At 73.3% G+C, this 20,686-nt stretch carries 26 protein-coding genes; 17 read left to right on the top strand and 9 right to left on the bottom strand.

What is annotated here, in order from left to right; genetic code table 11:
* Positions 1-8: 8 nt before the first annotated feature.
* The 6 genes from BCL65_RS14110 to BCL65_RS14135 form a co-directional block, all read right to left on the bottom strand.
* The gene (locus tag BCL65_RS14110; RefSeq protein WP_106269113.1) at positions 9-416 is read right to left on the bottom strand and encodes a transferase; all 408 of its coding nucleotides are present in this window, start codon (positions 414-416) and stop codon (positions 9-11) included.
* A 109-nt stretch (positions 417-525) separates the two neighbouring features.
* A complete protein-coding gene (locus BCL65_RS14115; RefSeq protein WP_106269115.1) occupies positions 526-1,245 on the bottom strand; it encodes an anti-sigma factor in 720 nt (239 codons plus the stop codon).
* Complete coding sequence (locus BCL65_RS14120; protein WP_243401080.1) at positions 1,232-1,813, bottom strand: RNA polymerase sigma factor; 582 nt, start codon at positions 1,811-1,813, stop codon at positions 1,232-1,234. Before BCL65_RS14120 ends, BCL65_RS14115 begins: the two co-directional genes overlap by 14 nt.
* A gap of 80 nt (positions 1,814-1,893) precedes the next feature.
* Positions 1,894-2,622 carry a class F sortase gene (locus tag BCL65_RS14125; RefSeq protein WP_106269119.1) on the bottom strand — a complete coding sequence of 243 codons (729 nt, stop codon included), beginning with the start codon at positions 2,620-2,622 and terminating at the stop codon, positions 1,894-1,896.
* Positions 2,619-3,461, bottom strand: a complete 843-nt coding sequence (locus BCL65_RS14130) for a DUF4397 domain-containing protein (protein ID WP_106269121.1) — start codon at positions 3,459-3,461, stop codon at positions 2,619-2,621. Before BCL65_RS14130 ends, BCL65_RS14125 begins: the two co-directional genes overlap by 4 nt.
* A gap of 140 nt (positions 3,462-3,601) precedes the next feature.
* A complete protein-coding gene (locus tag BCL65_RS14135; protein WP_106269123.1) occupies positions 3,602-3,802 on the bottom strand; it encodes a hypothetical protein in 201 nt (66 codons plus the stop codon).
* 192 nt (positions 3,803-3,994) lie between these two features.
* Between BCL65_RS14135 and BCL65_RS14140 the strand changes: the two genes are divergently transcribed.
* The 3 genes from BCL65_RS14140 to BCL65_RS14150 are packed head-to-tail and all read left to right on the top strand — an operon-like array spanning position 3,995 to position 6,104.
* On the top strand, positions 3,995-4,414 hold the full coding sequence (locus BCL65_RS14140) for a DUF6325 family protein (protein ID WP_125206551.1): 420 nt from the start codon (positions 3,995-3,997) through the stop codon (positions 4,412-4,414).
* Between the two features lie 3 nt (positions 4,415-4,417).
* Positions 4,418-4,777 (top strand): SHOCT domain-containing protein, encoded by a 360-nt coding sequence (locus BCL65_RS14145; RefSeq protein ID WP_106269127.1) that lies wholly within the window; start codon positions 4,418-4,420, stop codon positions 4,775-4,777.
* A gap of 7 nt (positions 4,778-4,784) precedes the next feature.
* Positions 4,785-6,104 (top strand): chloride channel protein, encoded by a 1,320-nt coding sequence (locus BCL65_RS14150; RefSeq protein ID WP_106269129.1) that lies wholly within the window; start codon positions 4,785-4,787, stop codon positions 6,102-6,104.
* 27 nt (positions 6,105-6,131) lie between these two features.
* Here BCL65_RS14150 and BCL65_RS14155 read toward each other — a convergent pair whose 3' ends face one another.
* Both BCL65_RS14155 and BCL65_RS14160 read right to left on the bottom strand, forming a co-directional pair.
* The gene (locus BCL65_RS14155) at positions 6,132-6,668 is read right to left on the bottom strand and encodes a DinB family protein (RefSeq protein ID WP_106269131.1); all 537 of its coding nucleotides are present in this window, start codon (positions 6,666-6,668) and stop codon (positions 6,132-6,134) included.
* Positions 6,665-7,471, bottom strand: a complete 807-nt coding sequence (locus BCL65_RS14160; protein WP_106269133.1) for a uracil-DNA glycosylase — start codon at positions 7,469-7,471, stop codon at positions 6,665-6,667. The genes BCL65_RS14155 and BCL65_RS14160 overlap by 4 nt, the downstream gene beginning before the upstream one ends.
* Before the next feature lie 189 nt (positions 7,472-7,660).
* On the opposite strand from BCL65_RS14160, the gene thrS reads away from it, so the two are divergent.
* The 12 genes from thrS to BCL65_RS14220 all read left to right on the top strand — a co-directional run bounded on the left by thrS (position 7,661) and on the right by BCL65_RS14220 (position 17,948).
* Positions 7,661-9,682, top strand: a complete 2,022-nt coding sequence (thrS, locus tag BCL65_RS14165; protein WP_243401084.1) for a threonine--tRNA ligase — start codon at positions 7,661-7,663, stop codon at positions 9,680-9,682.
* A 2-nt stretch (positions 9,683-9,684) separates the two neighbouring features.
* Positions 9,685-10,245, top strand: a complete 561-nt coding sequence (locus BCL65_RS14170) for an HIT family protein (protein WP_243401079.1) — start codon at positions 9,685-9,687, stop codon at positions 10,243-10,245.
* A gap of 64 nt (positions 10,246-10,309) precedes the next feature.
* Positions 10,310-10,936, top strand: a complete 627-nt coding sequence (gene pgsA, locus BCL65_RS14175) for a phosphatidylinositol phosphate synthase (RefSeq protein WP_106269137.1) — start codon at positions 10,310-10,312, stop codon at positions 10,934-10,936.
* The gene (locus BCL65_RS14180) at positions 10,933-11,889 is read left to right on the top strand and encodes a phosphatidylinositol mannoside acyltransferase (RefSeq protein ID WP_374956684.1); all 957 of its coding nucleotides are present in this window, start codon (positions 10,933-10,935) and stop codon (positions 11,887-11,889) included. Before pgsA ends, BCL65_RS14180 begins: the two co-directional genes overlap by 4 nt.
* 8 nt (positions 11,890-11,897) lie before the next feature.
* Positions 11,898-13,112 carry a glycosyltransferase family 4 protein gene (locus BCL65_RS14185; protein ID WP_165800037.1) on the top strand — a complete coding sequence of 405 codons (1,215 nt, stop codon included), beginning with the start codon at positions 11,898-11,900 and terminating at the stop codon, positions 13,110-13,112.
* Positions 13,109-13,717: a hypothetical protein gene (locus BCL65_RS14190; protein ID WP_106269141.1), complete on the top strand. Its 609-nt coding sequence runs from the start codon at positions 13,109-13,111 to the stop codon at positions 13,715-13,717. The genes BCL65_RS14185 and BCL65_RS14190 overlap by 4 nt, the downstream gene beginning before the upstream one ends.
* Before the next feature lie 92 nt (positions 13,718-13,809).
* Positions 13,810-14,733 (top strand): pyridoxal 5'-phosphate synthase lyase subunit PdxS, encoded by a 924-nt coding sequence (pdxS, locus tag BCL65_RS14195; protein ID WP_106269143.1) that lies wholly within the window; start codon positions 13,810-13,812, stop codon positions 14,731-14,733.
* Positions 14,730-15,293, top strand: coding sequence for an NUDIX hydrolase (locus tag BCL65_RS14200; protein WP_106269145.1), 564 nt, complete (start codon positions 14,730-14,732; stop codon positions 15,291-15,293). The genes pdxS and BCL65_RS14200 overlap by 4 nt, the downstream gene beginning before the upstream one ends.
* A 99-nt stretch (positions 15,294-15,392) precedes the next feature.
* Positions 15,393-15,923, top strand: a complete 531-nt coding sequence (locus BCL65_RS14205) for an alternate-type signal peptide domain-containing protein (protein WP_106269146.1) — start codon at positions 15,393-15,395, stop codon at positions 15,921-15,923.
* A gap of 6 nt (positions 15,924-15,929) precedes the next feature.
* Positions 15,930-16,460 carry a signal peptidase I gene (locus BCL65_RS14210; RefSeq protein WP_106269148.1) on the top strand — a complete coding sequence of 177 codons (531 nt, stop codon included), beginning with the start codon at positions 15,930-15,932 and terminating at the stop codon, positions 16,458-16,460.
* Complete coding sequence (locus tag BCL65_RS14215) at positions 16,457-17,092, top strand: hypothetical protein (RefSeq protein ID WP_106269150.1); 636 nt, start codon at positions 16,457-16,459, stop codon at positions 17,090-17,092. Before BCL65_RS14210 ends, BCL65_RS14215 begins: the two co-directional genes overlap by 4 nt.
* Positions 17,085-17,948, top strand: coding sequence for a hypothetical protein (locus BCL65_RS14220; protein ID WP_125206550.1), 864 nt, complete (start codon positions 17,085-17,087; stop codon positions 17,946-17,948). Before BCL65_RS14215 ends, BCL65_RS14220 begins: the two co-directional genes overlap by 8 nt.
* 64 nt (positions 17,949-18,012) lie before the next feature.
* Here BCL65_RS14220 and BCL65_RS14225 read toward each other — a convergent pair whose 3' ends face one another.
* Complete coding sequence (locus tag BCL65_RS14225) at positions 18,013-18,906, bottom strand: CPBP family intramembrane glutamic endopeptidase (protein ID WP_207767735.1); 894 nt, start codon at positions 18,904-18,906, stop codon at positions 18,013-18,015.
* A 275-nt stretch (positions 18,907-19,181) separates the two neighbouring features.
* Between BCL65_RS14225 and pdxT the strand changes: the two genes are divergently transcribed.
* Positions 19,182-19,841 (top strand): pyridoxal 5'-phosphate synthase glutaminase subunit PdxT, encoded by a 660-nt coding sequence (gene pdxT, locus BCL65_RS14230; protein ID WP_106269156.1) that lies wholly within the window; start codon positions 19,182-19,184, stop codon positions 19,839-19,841.
* A 39-nt stretch (positions 19,842-19,880) separates the two neighbouring features.
* Positions 19,881-20,642, top strand: a complete 762-nt coding sequence (locus BCL65_RS14235) for a YebC/PmpR family DNA-binding transcriptional regulator (RefSeq protein ID WP_106269158.1) — start codon at positions 19,881-19,883, stop codon at positions 20,640-20,642.
* Positions 20,643-20,686: the final 44 nt, after the last annotated feature.

The following is a 20,686-nucleotide window of genomic DNA, read 5'->3' on the forward strand; positions in this document are numbered from 1 at the left end:
CGGCGCGGTCAGGCGGCCTGGGCGTAGCGGTGCCGGACGATCTCCCCGTCCGGCACCGAGGCCTCGGCCTCGACGGTCGCCGAGGGCTCGACGCGCGCGCCGCGGCCGAGGTGGACGTGGTCGGCGACCCGTGCGCCGGCCCCGACGAACGAGCCGGGACTGAGGTGCACGCTGCTGCCGATCCGGGCACCCTGCCCGACGACCGCGTCGTGGTCGACCCACGTCACCTCGCCGAGGCGCACGCCGGCGTCGACCCGTGCGCCGCTCTCGACGTACGTCCCCCGGCCGACGACGACGTCCGGTGCGACGGACGCCTGCGGCGAGACGTACCCGCCGTCACCGCGCCGCACGTAGCGGACGATCTGACCGGCGTCGTTCTCGAACTCGATGCGCTTGGGCATCCTGATGCGTGGCATGAGGCCCCCTCGGATGGGTGCCCGGGAACCGCGAGGGTCCGCGCCGGGCACGGACTTTGTGCTTTTCTTCTCAACGTCGTGGGACGGCCTGAGATTCCGCGGGTCCTGCTCAGGCTTCCGTGAGCCCACCTCGGACGATGGAGTCGCCGGAGTGGGTGGGGTCGCCGTCGAACGGCTCCTCGGAGACGTCGACGAGGGAGTAGGTGGCGAGGTCCAGGCCGGCCGGCACCGGGAAGGTCCCGGACGTGCCCTCGAGCACGCCGAGGCTGACCATCCCGCTCAGGTCGTCGGCGATCAGCCAGACCTCGCGGTAGCCGTCGCCGGCCTCGGCGCCGCCCACGTCCACGACGATCTCGAGCTCGCCACCGGTGCTCTCGGTGACGACCGCACGACCTGCGGACGCCGGCCAGTCCGGCAGCGGCTCCAGCTCCGCCTCGGCGACCGCGACGGGCGCGATCTCCGTGGGCGGCTCAGGCACCTGCGACCTCTCCCAGAGCACGCCGACCCCGGCCCCGGCCACGAGCGCGACGCTGGCTGCGACGGCACCCCAGAGCACCGACGGACGACGACGGCGGGAGGCGAGGTCGACGACGGGTGCCGGCTCGGGCTCTGCCCGGCCGACCTCCGCGCGCACCCTCTCCCAGACCTCGGGCGGGGGTGCCACCAGGCCCCTGTCGTCCGCCCGGGCCACCTCGACGACCTGTGCGAGCGAGGCCTCCTCGGCACGGCAGACAGCGCACGCGGCGAGGTGGCTGTGCTCGTCGTCGGACGCGGCGCCGTGCTCGCCGAGCGCGAGCAGAGCGAGAACCTCCGGGTCAACGTGTTGCACCTTCCACCTCCCATCGTGTCCGCAGCCTGGTCAGGCTGCGCCGGATGTGACTCTTGACCGTACCGAGGGGTAGCGAGAGCTCCTCGGCGATCTGCGTGTGCGTCAGGTCCCGGTAGAAGGCCAGCCGCAGGATCGTCGCGGCCGGGTCGCCGAGCCTGGCGAGCTCGTCGGCGACGACCGCACGGTCCACGACCGCGGGACCCACCGGATCCTCCTCTCCCTCATGGTTCGGAGCGAACGCCTCGGCGGCTTGCTGCTGCTTGCGGATCCGCTCGCGGGACGCATGGACGTCGGCGACCTTGTGCCGCGTGATGCCGAGCAGCCACGTGGACAGCTTGGCCCGCGTCTCGTCGTAGCTGTCCCGCGAGCGCCAGGCCGCCACGAACACCTGCTGCGTGACGTCCTCCGCGTCCGACGGCTCACCGAGCGATCGCAGGGCGACGGTGTGGACGAGCGGCGACCATCGCCGGTAGGCGGCGGCGAGACCGGCCTCTGTGCCTGCCGCGAAAGCGGCGGCCACGTCCTCGTCAGTGGTCGGGGGTGCAGGACCCTCGGCCCCAGTCGTCACAGATCCTCCGTGGTCGTGCGTGGGCCACCGGTCGGCGATGCCCGATGCGGACAACCTAGCCTGTGGGGCGCCCGGCGTCATCACGCCGCAGCGGTGACCACCAGATTGTCCTCGTAGTGCCCGGCCTCGGCGTCCCACCGCCCGCCACAGGTGACGAGAGCGAGCCGGCGCTCACCGGCACGGTCGAAGATCGACTCCAGCGGCACCACCTCCTTCGAGAAGCGTTCGATCGTGCTCACGGTGTACTCGTGGCGCTCGCCGGCCTCGTCGGTCACCACGACGACGTCACCGACCTCCACGGACGTCAGTCCGGCGAAGGCGCCGACGCCGTCGATCGTGTCGACGTGCGAGGCGAGCACCACGGTCCCGGCGCCGTCCGCCGGCGCGGGGCCGAACCGGTACCACCCCGCCACGTCCCCCGAACGGGGCAGCTCCATGGAACCGTCGGGGTCCACGCCGACCGGTCGGACCGGGACGTCCAACAGGCCCCGGACCTGGAGCCGGTCCGGCACGGGGGCCGGGGCGCCCGCGTCTGGCCCTGCGTCGACGACGGGCACGTCCGGGAGTGCCTGTGCCGAGGCCGTGGGTCCCGGGGTCGCCGACGTGTCGCGGTCACGGGCAGGTTCTGCGGAGGGCTGGGCCACCGGCGTCGTCCGGGGGATCTGCGCTCCGACGGTGCTGCCGTCGTCGCCGGCAGCCGTCAGGGCGGCACCGGCGGCGACGGCCGCGGCGGCGACCAGTGCGGCCGTCGCCGTGCGGCGGACCGGGCGCGAGGCCCGGCCCGCCGCACCGCGACGTCCGGTCGTCACCGGCGCTCGCGGCCCACTCGGACCGCGTTCTTCGCGCCGACGGCGATGGCGAGGCCGGCGATCAGCGCCATCAGCGTGCCCGCCACCAGGGGGCTGAACCAGCCGTGGGGCTCGGTGGCGGCAGCACCCGTGACACCCGCGTCCACGCCGGCGGGGCTGGAGTGCATCCCGTCGACCGTCTGGACGGCCAGGTCCAGCGAGTCGTCGTCGAGCGAGCCCCACGCGTAGACGATCGTGTTGGTGCCCTCGGCGACGTCGACGTCGGCCGGCCCGATCACCGGGTCGGTGGTCCCGGCGGCGGCGACCGCGGCGGACACCGTCCCGGCCGGCAGGTCGAGGACGGACTCGTCCGGGTTCTCCAGGCCCTCGATCACCGGCTCGTCGCCGGCGAGGACGTCGACGGCGGGCGCGGCGGCCACGTGACGGACGGTCAGCCGACCCTCGCCCGCGGCGATCTCCGAGGTGTCGTTGGTGAACAGCGTCGCCGTCGGCGAGCCCTCCGCGTCGAGGTGCGCGGCGGCCGTGTAGTTCATGCCGCCCTCGAGCGGGAGGTCGATGGGACCGATGACCGGGTCGGAGTCGTCCTCAGCGTCGGCGGCCGTGATGGCCACCGTGTAGGTGTCCGGCGCGAGCTCCAGCGGCCCGGCAAGGTCACCCGGCTCGAAGTCGTCGAGCGTGAGCTCTCCGTTGACGTAGACGTCCACGGTGGTGTCCGGCACGCCGTGCAGGACGGAGAGCATCGCGTCGCCCTCCGCGGCGGTCGCGGGCAGGGCGAAGGCGGTTCCGGCAGCGACGAGCGCGGTGACGCCGAACGTCGCCGTGAGTCGGGTGGTGCGCATGAGTCCTCCTGGTGTCGCGCCTCGTCCGTGAGGGACGAGGACTGCATGTGTCGGTCACCAGGGATTCGCACCAGGGGGCGCTCGTGGATGCAGCTCCGCGAAGAAATCTCTTAGCGGCGTCGTCCGTGTCGCCCGACGCCTCAGGCGGGCGAGCCCTCCGCACGTGCCCGGCGGGGGAGCGATCCCCGCCGTTCGGACCACGAGACCTCGGTGGCATGGGTGCGTGAGAGCGGGTCGCCCCACGGGTCGGCGCCCAGCGCGGAGGCGACGTGGATCAGGGGCCGCTGCGTCTCGAACTCGCGGGCCAGGGAATCGAAGATCGGGGTTTCGTTCGTACGCACGCGCCCATTCTGCGAGCGGCCGACGCCGGTGCGCCGCTCGACGCGGCCGCCTTCACAGTCACCTCACACGACCCCCGCGAGGGCGTGCCGCCGGGGTCGTCTCCTGTTGCGGTCCCGACGTCGGGGATCGATGATCGTCGCGGGTGACCAGCACGTTCGCCGCCACCCGACCCGCCGAGCGAGAGGCAGGACATGAAAGTCACCGCACCGGTTGAGCTCCTCCTGGTGGAGTTCCCGCACAGCGAGTTCAAGGGTGAGATCGTCGCCGAGCTCGTCCGGCTCTCCGAGGCCGGCACGATCAACGTCCTGGACATGCTCGCGATCCGCAAGAACGAGGACGGTTCCGTCGAGTGGCTCGAGGCCGCGGACGCCGCGAGCGAGCTCGCGGAGCTCGTCGGGGAGCCGAGCGGGCTGCTCGCCGAGGACGACGTCGAGGCGATCGCGGACGACCTGACGCCCGGCGCGGCGGTCGGCATGCTCGTCTTCGAGCACACCTGGGCCACGGGGCTCACGTCGGCGCTGCGGGAGGCCGGCGGATCCCTGATCGACATGACGACGGTCCCGCCCGCCGCCATCGAAGAGCTGGCCGCCGTCATCGCCGAGGAGGACTGACAGATGCCCAGAAGGATCGGACGCCCCGGACTGATCGGGACGATGGCTCGCACCGCCGTCATCACGGGGACGGCTTCTGCCACCAGCCGGGCGATGAACAACCGCGCCAACGCCCGGGCCGACCAGCGAGCCAGCGCACAGGCCTACGACGCCCAGCAGGCCCAGTACGCCCAGCAGCAGCAGATGGAACAGATGCTGGCGCAGCAGCAGGCGCTCGCGGCCCAGCAGGCGCAGCAGATCCCTGCCGCCCCGGCGCCGGGCGGCGACACGCTCTCGCAGCTCCAGCAGCTGGGGGAGATGCGGTCCGCAGGGCTGCTGACCGACGCGGAGTTCGCGGCGGCCAAGGCCAAGATCCTCGGCTGAGCCGGCCGTGTCCGCGCACGCCGGCGAGGAGACGCAGCCGGACCGCACCGAGGGGCCCGAGGACGCCGTCCGCACGCGCGGCTACGTCGGCCTGCTGCTGCTCGCCGCGGCGATCGGCATCCCGGTCTCCCTGGTCGCGTTCGGCTTCCTGGCGCTGCTGCACGCGCTCGAGCACGCGGTCTGGGAGTCGTTGCCCGAAGCCGTCGGTCTCGACACCCCGCCGTGGTGGTGGGCGTTGCCCTGGCTGCTCCTGGCGGGGGTGCTCGTCGGGGTGGCGATCCGCTGGCTGCCGGGCCGCGGCGGTCATGTGCCCGTCGACGGGCTGGGGCTCGGCGCGGTGCCGGCATCGCACGTCCCGGGAATCCTGCTGGCCGCCCTCGGCGGGCTGCCGCTCGGGGTGGTCCTCGGTCCGGAGGCCCCGCTGCTCGCCCTCGGGTCCGCCGTGGCGCTGCTCCTGGTCCGCCCGATCGCGCGAGCCGCCGACCCGACGGCCCAGGCGCTCCTGACGGTCGCCGGTGCCTCGGCAGCGCTGGCCGCGATCTTCGGCAGCCCGTTGGTCGCCGCCATCTTCGTCCTGGAGGCGGTGGGGCTGGCGGGTCCGAAGCTGGCCCGGGTGATCCTCCCGTGCCTCCTCGCCTCCGGCGTGGGGGCGCTGGTGTTCACCGGCATGGGGTCGTGGACGGGACTGAGCATCTCCTCGTTGTCCTTGCCCGAGATCGACGGGCCGCAGCGACCGGACCTCGGCGACGTGCTCTGGACGGTCCCGTTGGCCGTGGTCATCGCCGTCGGCGTACGTCAGGTGCACCACGTCGGGCGGTGGGTCGCCCGCGTCGCCGAGCGACGCCCGGCAGGAACGGCTCTCGCGGCGGCGGTCGTCGTCGGGCTCTGCACGGTCGCCTACTCGCTGCTGACCGGGCGGTCGCCCGAGGAGGTCGCGCTCTCCGGGCAGGCGCTGCTCGAACCGCTGGTGGCCGACGCGCACGCGTGGTCGCTGGCCGCCCTGGTGGCGCTGCTGCTCTTCAAGTCGATCGCCTACGGGGTCTCGCTCGGCGCCCTGCGAGGAGGCCTGATCTTCCCGGCGCTGCTGCTCGGTGCGGCCGCCGGTGTGCTGGTGTCCGGCCTGCCCGGCTACGGCGTCGTGCCGGCGGTGGCGGCCGGGATGGCGGCGGCCACGGCGTCGATCCTGCCGTTCCCCGTCTCCTCGGCGGTGCTGGTGATCCTGCTGCTCGGGCCGAACGCCGCGGCCATGGCGCCCGTCGTGCTCATCGCGGTGGTCGTGGCGTTCGTCTTCGAGCAGGTGATCGTCAAGGAGCGCCGGGGCGCGTGACCTGGCCGGTCCGTGCGGCCGGGACCCTCACTCGCCGGTCTCGCCGTCCAGGGCCTCGCGGAGCAGGTCCGCGTGGCCGTTGTGGCGGGCGTACTCCTCGATCATGTGGGTGAGGATCCAGCGTACGGAGAACCGGCCGTCGCCGTGCCGGCTCTCGCGGACGGAGAGCGCGTCGAGACCGCCCGCGGCGAGGGCTGCCTCGAGCACCTCGTCCGAGGCGGAGACCGCCGCGTCGAGGAGGGCCCGCAGCGCGTCGGGGGAGTCGGCGTGCGCGGAGTGCCAGTCCCAGTCCGGGTCGTCGCTCCAGTCGACGGTGTCGAACGGCGGCAGCGCGTCGCGCCCGGCCAGGACGACCTGGAACCAGTTCGACTCGACGTACGCCAGGTGCTTGAGCAGCCCGCCCAGGGTCATCGTGGACGGCGGCAGCGGCGTGCGGAGCTGCGTGGCCGTGAGCCCGGCCGTCTTCCAGCGCAGCGTGTCGCGGTGGTAGTCCAGGAACGTGCGCAGCGTGGTGATCTCGTCGCCGCGCAGGGGCGGTTCGACACGACGGGGTCCGGTGGTCACGGCAGCACCCTAGCCCTCCGACCCGCGACGACGGCCGCCCGTTCGAGCACCTCGTCGAGCATGGCGGGGGTGAGTCGCCCGGTGTAGGTGTTGTGGGGCGAGACGTGGTAGCAGCCCAGCACCGTGAGCGCTGTGAGCGCCGTGGCCGGCGGTGTCGGTGTCGGCGCCGGCCCGGACCCCTCGGATCGGCGCAGCGTGAGCTCCTTGCCGTGGCCGAACGGAGGACGGGGCCTCGGCACCGCCCAGCCCTGCTCGCCGAGGGACGCGAGCAGGGCGTCCCAGCCGAGCGCGCCGAGAGCCACGGCGACCCGCAGCGTCGGCGAGAGCAGCTCGAGCTCGCGGGCCAGGAACGGGGCGCACCGGCGACGTTCGTCCGGCGTCGGCCGGTTCTGCGGGGGTGCGCACCGTACGGGGGCCACGAGGCGGAGCCCGTCGAGCCGCATGCCGTCGTCGCGCCCGGTCGCCCGGGGCTGGTTCGCGAACCCGGTCCGGTGCAGCGCGGCGAACAGGAAGTCGCCGCTGGGGTCCCCGGTGAACATGCGACCCGTGCGGTTGGCGCCATGGGCTGCGGGCGCCAGCCCGACGACGGCGACCGCAGCAGTGCCGTCGCCGAACCCCGGCACCGGGCGCGCCCAGTAGGTCTGGTCCCGGAACGCGGCGCGCCGCTCGGCCGCGACCTGCTCGCGCCAGGCGACCAGCCGGGGGCACGCACGGCAGTCCACCACGCGACGGTCGAGCGCCTCGAGGGTGTCGGCCGCGTGCGCGGTGGCCGGGTATCCGTCGTCGTCGGGCGCACAGCTCATCCACCCATCCTGCGGTGGCGGGGCTCCCCGCCGCGAGCGCGCGCCGCTGCTGCCGAGGGACGGGCCGAGCGTCCGGGTCGGTACGATCGGGGGGCGTCGCCGTCATGGCGGCGCCCTCGGCGGCGCTGAGCGTCCGCTGAACCACGAACGAACCTGAGGAGCACTGTCGTGTCCGACGCCGCCGCGCCGCTGTCATCGCCCGCACCCGCCGAGGGGACCACCGCGGTGACGGTGACGGAGCCGACGACGGGCACCGAGCTCTTCGCCGACCGCCGCGACGTCGTCGTGATGCGCGTCGACGGTGAGCTGCTCGACCTGTCGCGCGAGCTGGCGCCGGGAGCCGTGGCCGAACCCGTGACGATCGACTCGCCCGACGGCCTCGCCGTGCTGCGCCACAGCGCCGCGCACGTGCTGGCCCAGGCCGTGCAGCAGGTGAACCCCGACGCGAAGCTGGGCATCGGCCCCCCGATCACCGACGGCTTCTACTACGACTTCGACGTCGTCGAGCCGTTCACGCCCGACGACCTGAAGAAGCTCGACAAGGCGATGGCGCGCATCATCAAGGAGGGCCAGACGTTCCGGCGGCGGGTCGTCACCGAGGACGAGGCCCGTGCGGAGCTCGCCGCCGAGCCGTACAAGCTGGAGCTCATCGGGCTCAAGGGCAGCGCGGCGAGCGCCGGCGGCGACGACGCGGGCGTCTCGGTGGAGGTCGGCGCCGGCGAGCTGACGATCTACGACAACGTCCGTGGCGCCGGGCGTGAGAGCGAGACGGTCGTCTGGTCGGACCTGTGCCGGGGCCCGCACCTGCCGTCGACGAAGCTCATCGGCAACGGCGTGCAGCTCATGCGCTCCGCGGCGGCCTACTGGCGCGGCAGCGAGAAGAACCCGCAGCTGCAGCGCATCTACGGCACCGCGTGGCCCAGCAAGGACGAGCTCAAGGCGCACCTCGAGCGGCTCGCCGAGGCCGAGCGGCGCGACCACCGGCGCCTCGGCAGCGAGCTGGACCTGTTCAGCTTCCCCGACGAGATCGGGTCCGGGCTGGCGGTGTTCCACCCCAAGGGCGCGATGGTCCGCATGGAGATGGAGGAGTACTCGCGCAAGCGGCACATCGAGTCCGGGTACTCGTTCGTCAACAGCCCGCACATCACCAAGTCGAAGCTGTTCGAGACCTCCGGGCACCTCGACTGGTACGCCGACGGCATGTACCCGCCGATGCACCTCGACGCGGAGCTCGACGACGACGGCACCGTGCGCAAGCCTGGCCAGGACTACTACCTCAAGCCCATGAACTGCCCGATGCACAACCTGATCTTCGACGCGCGGGGCCGCTCGTACCGCGAGCTGCCGCTGCGGCTGTTCGAGTTCGGGACGGTGTACCGGTACGAGAAGTCCGGCGTCGTGCACGGCCTCACCCGGGCCCGCGGCTTCACCCAGGACGACGCGCACATCTACTGCACCCGCGAGCAGATGCGGGACGAGCTCACCTCCCTGCTGACGTTCGTGCTCGACCTGCTGCGCGACTACGGCCTGGACGACTTCTACCTCGAGCTGTCGACCCGCGACCCCGAGAAGTCGGTCGGCGACGACGACAGCTGGGACGAGGCCACCCGGACGCTCGAGGAGGTCGCCACCGCCTCGGGGCTCGAGCTCGTGCCGGACCCGGGCGGCGCCGCGTTCTACGGCCCCAAGATCTCCGTCCAGGCGCGGGACGCGATCGGTCGGACCTGGCAGATGTCGACCATCCAGCTCGACTTCAACCTGCCGGAGAAGTTCGACCTGCAGTACACGGCCGCGGACGGCACCCGCCGGCGTCCGGTCATGATCCACCGGGCGTTGTTCGGGTCCATCGAGAGGTTCTTCGCGGTGCTGCTCGAGCACTACGCGGGCGCGTTCCCGGCATGGCTCGCTCCGGTCCAGGTGCTCGGCGTGCCCGTCGCCGACGCCTTCGACGACTACCTGGGCGACGTCGTCGCGCAGCTCCGCGCGCAGGGCGTGCGCGCCGAGCTGGACACCTCCGACGACCGGTTCGGCAAGAAGATCCGCAACGCGGCCAAGGAGAAGGTGCCGTTCGTGCTCATCGCGGGCGGGGAGGACGCCGAGGCGGGCGCCGTCTCGTTCCGGTTCCGCGACGGCACGCAGGAGAACGGCGTGCCCGTGGCCGACGCCGTCGAGCGGATCGTGGCGGCGGTCCGCGACCGCGAGCAGGTGTGAGCGTGAGCGACGCCGGCGAACCTCGGCTCGAGCCGGCGGACCGGTTCGGCCCGCCGGAGGACGACATCGCGCGCCTCTGGACGCCGCACCGGATGGTCTACATCGGCGGGCAGGACAAGCCCGCCGACAGCACCCCGGACGAGTGTCCGTTCTGCCGTATCCCCGCGGGCGACGACGAGCAGGGTCTCGTCGTCGCCCGCGGTGCGGACTGCTTCGCGCTGCTCAACCTGTACCCGTACAACGGTGGCCACCTGATGGTGCTGCCCTACCGGCACGTCTCGGACTACACCGACCTGACGGCGTCCGAGACGCACGAGCTCGCGGCGATGACGCAGACCGCGATGCGCGTCCTGCGCGCGGTGTACGCCCCGGCCGGGTTCAACCTGGGCATGAACCAGGGCGAGGTCGCGGGCGCCGGCATCGCCGCACACCTGCACCAGCACGTGGTCCCGCGCTGGCTCGGCGACGCGAACTTCCTGCCCGTCGTCGGGCGGACCAAGGCGTTGCCCGAGCTGCTCGCGGACACCCGTGCGCGGCTCGCCGCGGCGTGGCCCACCCGCTGACAGCGCCGGGCGCTAGCCTGGCGTCGCCGGTCTGCCGGCACGCACGACGAGACGAGGAGCTCCCATGTTCGGCCGCCTGCGGGCCACGATGCAGCGCTGGTTCACCCCTCTGGCGAACCTGCTGATCCGCCGCGGGGTCTCACCGGACGCGGTGACGATCGCGGGCACCGTGATCGTCACGGTCCTGGCGCTGACGCTGCTGCCCACGGGGCACCTGACCCTCGGTGCGCTCCTGATCGGGCTCTTCGTCCTGACCGACTCGCTCGACGGGGTCATGGCGCGCGCGAGCGGGCGCAGCGGCCCCTGGGGCGCCTTCCTCGACTCGACCCTCGACCGGGTCTCCGACGGCGCGGTGTTCGCAGGCATCACGCTGTGGTTCGCGCTGCACCCCCAGGAGCCCTGGGCCGGTGCGGGGACGGTGGCCGCCCTCGCCTGCCTGGTCCTGGGATCCGTCGTGCCCTACGCCCGTGCCCGGGCCGAGTCCGTCGGCGCGACGGCGGCCGTGGGCATCGCCGAGCGCTCCGACCGGCTCGTCGTGGCGCTGGTGCCCACCGCGTTCGTGCAGGTGGGCCTGCCGGTGGCCGTCCTGGTGGTCGTCCTCGGGCTCCTCGCGCTCGCCAGCCTCGTGACGGTCGCCCAACGGGTCCTGACGGTTCGGAGCCAGCTGCTGCACACCACCGAGGGGGCGTGATGGTCGACCCCGCCGCCGCCTACACGTTCGCCTGGCGCCACGCCCCGCGGGTGCCGGAGCCGCTGCTGCGGGCCGTGTTCGGTCTGGCCGCCGACGTCACGTGGCTGCGCCACGGCGAGGGGGTGCGCCGGATGGAGGCGAACTACGCCCGCGTCCGGCCCGACCTGGACCGCCGGGCCGTGCGGCGGCTGTCCCGTGAGGGCATGCGCCGGTACCTGCGTTACTTCCGCGAGGCCTTCACCCTCCAGGGCGCCACCCGCGCCCAGCTCGACGCCCGGGTCCGGGTGGAGGGGTACGAGCACCTGGAGCCGGTGACCGGCCAGGGCGGGGCGGTCGCCCTGGCGTTGGCGCACCTGGGCAACTGGGACCTCGCCGGCGCGTGGGCGTCGGCGAACGTCGCACCCGTGCTCACCGTGGCCGAACGGCTGCGCCCCAAGGCGCTCTTCGAGGAGTTCGTGGCCTTCCGCCGGTCCATCGGCATCGACGTGCTGGCGCTCGGCGACGACGGCGTCTTCCGCGACCTCGTGCGCGGCGCCCAGGACGGTCCCCGCCTCGTGCCCCTGCTCGCCGACCGCGACCTGACCGCCAACGGGCTCGAGGTCGACCTGTGCGGGCACCGGGCCCGCGTGGCCGCCGGCCCCGCCGCGCTCGCCGTGTCCGCCCGCGTCCCGCTGGTCCCCGTCGGGATCCGCCACGAACGGCTGCACGGCGAGCGCCGTCGTCGTGCCGGGACCCCGTGGGGGATCGTCATCCGCTTCCACGCGCCCGTCGAGCCGCCCGACGGCGGGAACCGGCGCGAGCAGGTCCAGCAGCTCACGCAGGGCTGGGTCGACGTGCTCGGCGCGTTCATCACGGAGCACACGGCGGACTGGCACATGCTGCAGAAGGTGTTCGTCGACGACCTCGACCCGCAGCGGTACGCCCGCACGCGGGCCGCCGCGGGGGAGGCATGATGCGACCGCTGCGGGTGGGCATCGTGTGCCCCTACTCCTTCGACGCCCCGGGCGGGGTGCAGTTCCACGTGCGTGACCTCGCCGAGGCGTTGCGTGACGCGGGGCACGAGGTCTCCGTCCTGGCGCCGGCGGACGACGACACCGAGGTGCCCGACGTCGTCACGCCGGCAGGGCGGGCCGTCCCGGTCCGCTACAACGGGTCGGTCGCCCGCCTCGCGTTCGGCCCGCGTGCCGCCGCGCGCGTGCGTCGCTGGATCGACGCCGGCCGGTTCGACGTGCTGCACCTGCACGAACCGATGACCCCGTCGCTGTCGATGCTGGCCCTGTGGGTCGCCGAAGGTCCCGTCGTCGCGACCTTCCACACGTCGCAGGTGCGCTCGCGGGCGCTGCAGGTGGCCCACCCGCTGCTGCGGCAGTCGCTGGAGAAGATCTCCGCCCGCATCGCGGTGTCGGAGGACGCGCGGCGCACGCTGGTGGAGCACCTGGGCGGGGACGCGGTCGTCATCCCCAACGGCGTGTACGTCGACCGCTTCGCGGGCGCGCCCGGCGCGGAACGGTGGCGCGGGACGCCGGAGGCGCCCACCGTGGCGTTCCTCGGCCGCCTCGACGAGCCGCGCAAGGGTCTCCAGGTGCTCGCGGAGGCCGCACCGGCGATCCTCGCCGCCCAGCCCGGGACACGGTTCCTCGTCGCGGGCAAGGGCGACGCCGGACGCGCCGCGGCGGAGGCGGTGCTCGGTGAGCACGGCGCGGCCTTCGAGTGGCTCGGTGGCGTCAGCGACGCGGACAAGGCCGCGCTGCTGCGGTCCGCGGACCTCTACGTCGCCCCGCAGACCGGTGGCGAGAGCTTCGGGATCGTGCTCGTCGAGGCGATGAGCGCCGGGACCGGCGTCGTGGCCAGCGACCTCGGGGCGTTCCGGCGGGTGCTCGACGACGGCACCGCCGGCCGGCTGTTCCGGACCGGGGACCCCGCGGCCCTCGCGGAGGCCGTGGTGGCCGCCCTCGCCGACCCGGCGGACACGCGCGCGCGCCGGGATCGCGCCACGGCGTTCGTCCGGCGGTTCGACTGGGCCACGGTGACGGACCAGGTGCTGGCGGTCTACGAGATGTCGGTCGCCGCCACCGAAGCTCTCGGCGAGGGGACGGTGCGCCAGGACCTCCTGGCCGGGCGCTCGACCTGGTTGCTGGGCCGGCGGCCTCGTGCGGGCCTGGCAGGTGAACGATGAGCTGGTCCGAGGCGGCGCTGCTCGCCGTCGTCGTCCTCGGCCTGGCGCTGTGGTTCGTCTGGGTCTCCGCCTCGCGCCTGGACCGGCTGCACCACAAGGTCGTGGCCTCGCGGCTCGCGCTGCAGGCGCAGCTCGACCGCCGTGTGCGCACGTCCCTGGACCTCGCGGCGTCCGGGCTGCTGGATCCCGCGAGCTCGGTGCTGGTCGCGGACGCGTCCTTCGCGGTGACCGAGACGGCCGAGCGGACGGCCCCTGCCCGCCCGGACGAGCCGTCGTCGTCCGAGGCGTTCGCTCTGACAGGGCTTCCGGCCGACCGGGAGGGCGCCGAGTCCGAGCTGTCCGTGACGCTGCGCTCGGTGCTCGACGACCCCGAGACCGTCGCGGGCCTGAGGGCCTCCGCGCCCGGCGCGGAGCTGGTCGGCGACCTGGGAGCCGCGTGGTACCGCGCGCAGCTCGCCCGACGCTTCCACAACGAGGCCGTCGCCCAGGCGCAGCGGGCGCGCAGGCCGCGCCGGGTGCGCTGGCTGCGGCTGGCCGGGCGGGCGCCGTGGCCCCAGACCGTGGAGCTCGACGACCAGATGCCGGACGGCATCGACCTCTCCTGAGGCGCCCGTAGGATGGGCGGTACGGCGTGGACCACGCCGGCACGCCCCGGCACGGCGCCGGGACGTGCTCGCAAGAACTCTGTGAGGTTGCGTTGACCGAGACCACCGGAACCCCGGCCGGCACGACGGGCGTCGGCGAGGTGGGCACCGCCCGCGTCAAGCGAGGCATGGCCGAGATGCTCCAGGGCGGCGTCATCATGGACGTCGTGACCCCGGAGCAGGCCAAGGTCGCCGAGGACGCCGGAGCGGTCGCGGTCATGGCGCTCGAGCGGGTGCCCGCCGACATCCGCGCCCAGGGCGGCGTCGCTCGGATGAGCGACCCGGACATGATCGCCGGCATCGTGGACTCGGTGTCGATCCCCGTCATGGCGAAGGCCCGCATCGGCCACTTCGTCGAGGCGCAGGTGCTGCAGTCCCTCGGCGTCGACTACGTCGACGAGTCCGAGGTGCTCACCCCGGCCGACTACACCCACCACATCGACAAGTGGGCCTTCACCGTGCCCTTCGTCTGCGGGGCGACCAACCTGGGCGAGGCGCTGCGCCGCATCACCGAGGGTGCGGCGATGATCCGTTCCAAGGGCGAGGCCGGCACCGGTGACGTCTCCAACGCCACCACGCACATGCGCCAGATCCGCCAGCAGGTCCGTCGCCTCGCGTCGCTGCCGGAGGACGAGCTGTTCGTCGCCGCCAAGGAGCTGCAGGCGCCGTACGAGCTCGTGGCCGAGGTGGCCCGCACGGGCAAGCTCCCCGTCGTGCTCTTCACCGCGGGCGGCATCGCCACGCCGGCCGACGCCGCGATGATGATGCAGCTCGGTGCCGAGGGCGTCTTCGTCGGCTCCGGGATCTTCAAGTCGGGCGACCCGGCCGCGCGCGCCAAGGCGATCGTGCAGGCCACCACGTTCCACGACGACCCCGACGTGATCGCCAAGGTCTCCCGCGGTCTCGGCGAGGCCATGGTGGGCATCAACGTCGAGGAGGAGCCTGAGCCGGTCAGGCTCGCCGAGCGCGGCTGGTGACCTCCGCGGAACCGTCGACGTCGTCCTCGCTGGGTCCCGACTGGGTCCTCGGGGACGACGGCCGGCGGCACCGTCGCGCGGCCCGCGTCATCGTCCTGGACGAGGCGGGCCGCGCGCTGCTCGTGCGGGGGCACGACGCCGACCAGCCCGACCGCAGCTGGTGGTTCACCGTCGGCGGGGGGATCGAGCCGGGCGAGTCGGAGGCGGCCGCCGCGGTGCGCGAGGCGCGTGAGGAGGCCGGCCTCGAGCTCACCGAGGACGATCTGGAGGGCCCCGTGATGACGCGGGCGGGCATCTTCCACTTCTTCGCCGAGACCTGCCACCAGGACGAGGTGTTCTTCGTGGCCCGCGTCTCGGACCACGAGCCGAGCGACGCCGGCTGGACCGCGCAGGAGCGCGACGTGCTCGACGAGATGCGCTGGATGAGCGTCGCCGAGCTGCGCGAGCAACGCGTCGAGGTCTTTCCCACCGCCCTGCCCGACGTGGTGGAGGCGCTCGGGGCCGGGTGGGACGGCGTCGTCCGGCACCTGGGCACCGAGCACGACGACGAGGTCGGCTGACCCTGCGTGGTCCGCGGACATCGTCTACCGTGGCAACCGACAGAGGCTGAACGTACCGACGACGTCGTCGGTACACCCACGGACCGGGGGGCACCGAGGATGAAGCGTTTGACGAAGGCAGCGTTGGCCACGGGCGGCGGGGCACTGCTCCTGCTCGGCGGGGCGCAGACGCTCGCGTACTGGACGGCTGACGGCACCGCGACCGGGACGGACATGACCGCCGGGACGCTCACGATGTCGGACGGCACGTGCGGCGAGTGGCTGCTCGACGACGGCACACCCGTCACCGAGGGCATCGTGCCGGGCGACACGCTCAGCACCACGTGCACCCTGGCGGTCGGGGGCACGGGCGACCACCTGGCCCTCGGCGAGATCACGGTGAGCGACCCGGCGTGGGCCGAGGCGAACGCCCTGACCGCCGCGCTCGACGTGTCGCTCGCCGAGGCGACGCTGGGCGGCACCGCGCTCACGCTGCCGCTGGTCGAACCGGTGCCGGTCGCCGCGACGGACGAGCTGGTCGTCTCGGTGGACGCGGTGTTCGACACCACTGCCGGCAACGACACCCAGGGCCTGGTGGCCGCCCTCGAGGACATCACCGTCCAGGTCACCCAGGCGCACGACGTTCCCTGACCGGCAGTGCGCGCCGCTCTCCGTCTCGCCGGACGCGGCCTCGCCGCCGCCGTCGTGGTGGTGGCGGGCGCCGCGCTGGTGCTCGGCGTCCTCGTGCCCCGTCTCGCCGGCGCCACGCCGTACACGGTGATGACCTCGTCGATGGAACCCGCCCTCGGTGTCGGGACGCTCGTGGTCGTGCGGCCGGTCGACCCCGCGACGGTGTCGACCGGCGACGTCATGACGTACCAGCTGCGCTCGGGGGAGCCCGCGGTGGTGACGCACCGGGTCGTCGGGCTGGGCACCACGGCCGGCGGCGACCGGACCTTCGTCACGCGCGGGGACGCGAACGCCGTGGCCGACCCGCGCCCCGTGCGCGAGGTCCAGGTCCGCGGCACGGTCTGGTACGCCGTCCCGTGGATCGGCCACGTGTCGAGCCTGGCCTCCGGCCAGCAGCGGCAGGCGGTGGGGACGGTCGTGGCGGTCGGCCTCCTGGCCTATGCCGCTGTGCTCGTCGTCCGCGAGCTGCGGGCACGCAGGACGGAGGCACCGGCATGACGCGAGGTCGCACGACGACGCTGGTGGCCGGGGCGGGCCTCGCTGCTGCCCTGCTGGGCGCCGGCGCCGCGGCCGGGCCGTCCGTCGGTGCGCCCGACGACACCGCGGAGGTGTGGCTCAGCGTCGACGGAGAGTCCTGGGCGCAGGAGCTGAGGACGCCGCTGCTCGATCCCGACCGCCTCTGGGTTCCGGGTGACGTCCGGCGCGCCTCGTTGCTGGTGCGCCACGACGGTGCCGGTCCGGCCCGCGGCACCGTGACCACGTCCGTCCGAGGGCATCCCGCGCTCGCCGAGGCGTTCGACGTCCGGGTGCGCGCCGGCCAGAACACGTGGAACGCCGACGGGTCCGCACCGGTCGTCGTCGGCCAGGACGACGAGCTGCCGGTCGAGCTGGAGATCGCCCTCGAGCCCGGCGCGGGCAACGACACGCAGGGGGAGAGCGTCCGGCTCGACGTCGACGTCGTCCTCGCGGGGGACAGCGTGGCGCACGAGAGCCGGCCCGGGACACCGCTGGATCTGCTGCCCCGCACCGGCGCGGACGCCGGCCCCGTCCTCGCGCTCGCGCTGGTCGCGGTGGCCGCAGGGATTGCGGCGCGCGCCGCCGGGCGTCACCGGGGGTCCGACGATGGCTGAGCGGACGCAGCCGGCCCACGCGGTCCTGCTGGCGGGACTGGTCGCCGTCGCCCTCGCGCTGACGGGCGGCGGAGCGGCCTGGGCCTGGTGGCAGGCGACGGCCGCGGCGGAGGCGCCTCCCGCGCTGTCCGCCGCCTCCGTGGACGTCCAGGTCGTCGGGCTCGGCGGCGGACTCCCCGGCCCGGGCGGCACGGTCACGCTGCCCGCGCTCAGCCTGACCGGCGCGTTCCCCGGCGGCGGCGACTCCGAGGTCGTCACCGTCCGCAACGCCGGCAGCCGCGCGACGACGGTGACCGCCGCGATGTCGCGCACCGGCACGCTGGGTGCGGTGTTCACCACCACCGCGACGTTCGGCGGCACCGACAGCGGCGCGGGCTGCACGGGTGGCAACGGGTCGACGACGACGATCGCCGCCGGCGGGACCGCGACGCTCTGCCTGGCCGTCGGGCTGTCGGCGACCGCGCCGACGGGCACGCAGGGGCAGTCCGGCGGTGTGACGACCACCCTGGCGGCGTCCTTGCCGGGCACCTCGTGGACGGACGAGGGCACCGTGGTCAGCGGCGCGGTGGGAGCGGGGACGGTCCCGGCCACCTCGCTGAGCTGCGGCGCTCTGGGTGTGCTCTCGGTGCGCTTCAACTGGACGTCCGTGCCGGGCGCGACCTCGTACGTGCTGCGCTACGGCACCAACGGATCGCAGTCCGAGACGCTGACGGTGACCACCCGCCGGTTCACCTCGGCACTTTCCGGGGGTACAGCGTGGGTCGTCACACAGCGCAACTTCGGCCAGGTGACGTGGAGCTCAGTGCCCTCGAACACGCGCAGCTACACGGTCGCGGTCGTCTCCCTCTGCGGTTGACGCTGGCGCTCGAGGCCTTCTCGGCGGCCCAGGACGACGCTGTCCGTACGGCCTGTCCGTGCCGCTACCCCCACCGTCCGTGGCCGGACGATCCGAGCGGGCCCGACGGCGTCGTGATCGGCCCCGAGCGCCGGGTGCGCAGCCATACCACCACCGCCGCGCCGACGAACACGAGGCTGTTCAGGATCACCAGGCCGGGGCTCACAGGCGCGGAACGGTCGAGCCGCTCCGCGAGGTCGGCGTTCAGTGCGATCCAGAAGACGAACGTCAGCGTGTTCACGATGGCGTGCAGCACGATCGCGATCTCGAGCCCACCGGTGCGCCAGGTGATGAACGCCGTGGTCACGGAGAAGATGACGTAGAACGCGTTCCACATCGGATTCCCCGTGGTGTGGATCAGGGAGAAGATCAGGGACGACACGCCGATTCCCAGGATCAGCGACGTCGTCCGACCGCGCCCCCAGCTCGCCGCGACGCGGAAGACCAGGCCGCGCAGGCCGTACTCCTCGCCGGCGGCCTGCAGCGGCACCAGCACGAGGCTCACGACGAGCAGCCAGATCGCGTCGCTCTGCAGCCACTCGGTGGTCCGGTAGGGCGTCATGTGCTCCGCGATCGCCAAGGCGATCAGCAGTGCGGGGCCGATGGCCAGCAGCGCCTTCCCGAAGAGGCCGAAGCGGAAGCGAGAAGCCACCGAGGTCAGCGATGCGCCACGCACTCCGTAGAGCCAGCGTTGGAGGACCATGCTCCACGGCACGAGCAGTGCGGTAGCGATCAGGCTGGCGGTGTGCGCCACCGGGGTGAGGAACCGACCGTCGTCGGCCGGCCCGCCCGACGAGAGGAGCCCGTCGACCCAGCTGCCGAGGTAGTAGAGGGCGGAGATGAAGGCGAACATGCCGCCGACGAGAAGTGCGATGGCAAGGATGCCGCGGCCGATGCGACGGCGCTCTCCTGCCAGCACCCGGTGGTACTCGACCCCGGGTGGAACTGACGCCTGGTGAGGCCCGTGGCCCACGACCTTCTGGTCTTCATGGTTGGTACGCACGCTGTCTTCGTCCTCTTCTGCCGCGATCGGGTGCTGGGTGCTTGCCTGAGCAGTCCAAACCCTGTCGTCGCGGCGGACTCAAGCCCGGGGGCGGTGACATGGCGCACAGCACCCGCGCGAGGTCAGCCACCGGCGTGAACCCACGGTGGCCGACCGCGCGGCGTCCGACCCCGCGGCCCGTCGTAGGATGGATGGCTGTGAATACTCCGACCATCGGCGTCCTGGCCCTCCAGGGCGACGTCGGTGCGCACCTGACAGCCCTGGCCTCCGTCGGCGCCCGCGCCGTGACCGTGCGGCGACCGGACGAGCTGGCCCTCGTCGACGGGCTCGTGCTCCCCGGCGGGGAGTCGACGACCATCGACAAGCTCCTGCGCATCTTCGAGCTGCGGGACCCGCTGCAGGCACGGATCAAGGAAGGGCTTCCGGTGTACGGCTCGTGCGCCGGGATGATCCTGCTCGCGGACCGGATCCTCGACGGCACGGCCGACCAGCAGACCATCGGCGGGATGGACGTCGTCGTGCGGCGCAACGCGTTCGGCCGGCAGGTCGACTCGTTCGAGACCGACCTCGACGTCGTGGGCGTCTCCGACGGGGCGGTGCGCACCGCGTTCATCCGCGCTCCCTGGATCGAGGAGGCCGGGCGCGACGTCGAGGTGCTGTCGCGTATCCCGGCCGTGGATACTCAGGGCCGTGCCGTCGCGGCCGCCGGTAGGATCGTTGCGGCACGGCAGGGGCCGCTGCTCGCCACCGCGTTCCACCCGGAGATCACGGGGGACACGCGCGTGCACGGGCTGTTCGTCAGCATGGTCGCGGGCGAGCGGAGCAGGTTCCCCGCCACCGTTCGACGCTAGTGAAAGAGCCATCGGAGACGCAGGGAGTCAGGTAGAGGCATGTCAGGTCACTCGAAGTGGGCCACGACCAAGCACAAGAAGGCGGCGATCGACGCCAAGCGGGGCAAGCTCTTCGCGAAGCTGATCAAGAACATCGAGGTCGCGGCCCGCACCGGCGGCGGCGACATGGCGGGCAACCCGACGCTGTTCGACGCCGTCCAGAAGGCGAAGAAGTCCTCGGTCCCGAACGACAACATCGACCGCGCGCTCAAGCGCGGCTCGGGCGAGGGCGCCGACGCCGTCGACTACCAGACGATCATGTACGAGGGCTACGGCAACAACGGCATCGCCGTGCTCGTCGAGTGCCTCACCGACAACAAGAACCGGGCGGCGGCCGAGGTCCGGACCGCGTTCTCCCGCAACGGCGGCAACCTCGCCGACCCCGGGTCGGTGTCGTACCTGTTCTCCCGCAAGGGCCTCGTCGTCGTCCCCAAGGCCGACGGCGTCACCGAGGACGACGTGATGCTCGCCGCGCTGGACGCGGGTGCCGAGGAGGTGACCGACCTCGGGGAGCACATCGAGGTGCTGAGCGAGGCCACCGACCTCGTCGACGTGCGGACGGCGATCGTCGAGGCGGGCATGGAGTACGACTCCGCAGACACCGTCTGGCACCCCTCGATGCAGGTCGAGGTCGACGTGGAGGGCGCCCGCAAGATCATGCGCCTGATCGACGCCCTCGAGGACAGCGACGACGTCCAGAACGTCTACGCGAACTTCGACGCCTCCGACGAGGTCATGGCGGCCCTCGACGCGGACGACTGAGGCCGTCGGCACGTTTCGCTCCCGGGGGTTGTCGGTGCTGCGTG

Source organism: Isoptericola halotolerans (assembly GCF_003003075.1).
Lineage (GTDB): Bacteria > Actinomycetota > Actinomycetes > Actinomycetales > Cellulomonadaceae > Isoptericola > Isoptericola halotolerans_A.

Bases quoted from the DNA above. Each gene is read 5' to 3' on its own strand.
- BCL65_RS14235 (WP_106269158.1), top strand. From the start codon at position 19,881: ATGTCAGGTCACTCGAAGTGGGCCACGACCAAGCACAAGAAGGCGGCG.
- BCL65_RS14160 (WP_106269133.1), bottom strand. From the start codon at position 7,471: ATGAGCTGTGCGCCCGACGACGACGGATACCCGGCCACCGCGCACGCG.
- BCL65_RS14205 (WP_106269146.1), top strand. From the start codon at position 15,393: ATGAAGCGTTTGACGAAGGCAGCGTTGGCCACGGGCGGCGGGGCACTG.
- pdxT (WP_106269156.1), top strand. From the start codon at position 19,182: ATGGCTGTGAATACTCCGACCATCGGCGTCCTGGCCCTCCAGGGCGAC.
- pgsA (WP_106269137.1), top strand. From the start codon at position 10,310: ATGTTCGGCCGCCTGCGGGCCACGATGCAGCGCTGGTTCACCCCTCTG.
- BCL65_RS14110 (WP_106269113.1), bottom strand. From the start codon at position 416: ATGCCACGCATCAGGATGCCCAAGCGCATCGAGTTCGAGAACGACGCC.
- BCL65_RS14215 (WP_106269150.1), top strand. From the start codon at position 16,457: ATGACGCGAGGTCGCACGACGACGCTGGTGGCCGGGGCGGGCCTCGCT.
- BCL65_RS14140 (WP_125206551.1), top strand. From the start codon at position 3,995: ATGAAAGTCACCGCACCGGTTGAGCTCCTCCTGGTGGAGTTCCCGCAC.
- BCL65_RS14220 (WP_125206550.1), top strand. From the start codon at position 17,085: ATGGCTGAGCGGACGCAGCCGGCCCACGCGGTCCTGCTGGCGGGACTG.
- BCL65_RS14190 (WP_106269141.1), top strand. From the start codon at position 13,109: ATGAGCTGGTCCGAGGCGGCGCTGCTCGCCGTCGTCGTCCTCGGCCTG.
- BCL65_RS14145 (WP_106269127.1), top strand. From the start codon at position 4,418: ATGCCCAGAAGGATCGGACGCCCCGGACTGATCGGGACGATGGCTCGC.
- BCL65_RS14130 (WP_106269121.1), bottom strand. From the start codon at position 3,461: ATGCGCACCACCCGACTCACGGCGACGTTCGGCGTCACCGCGCTCGTC.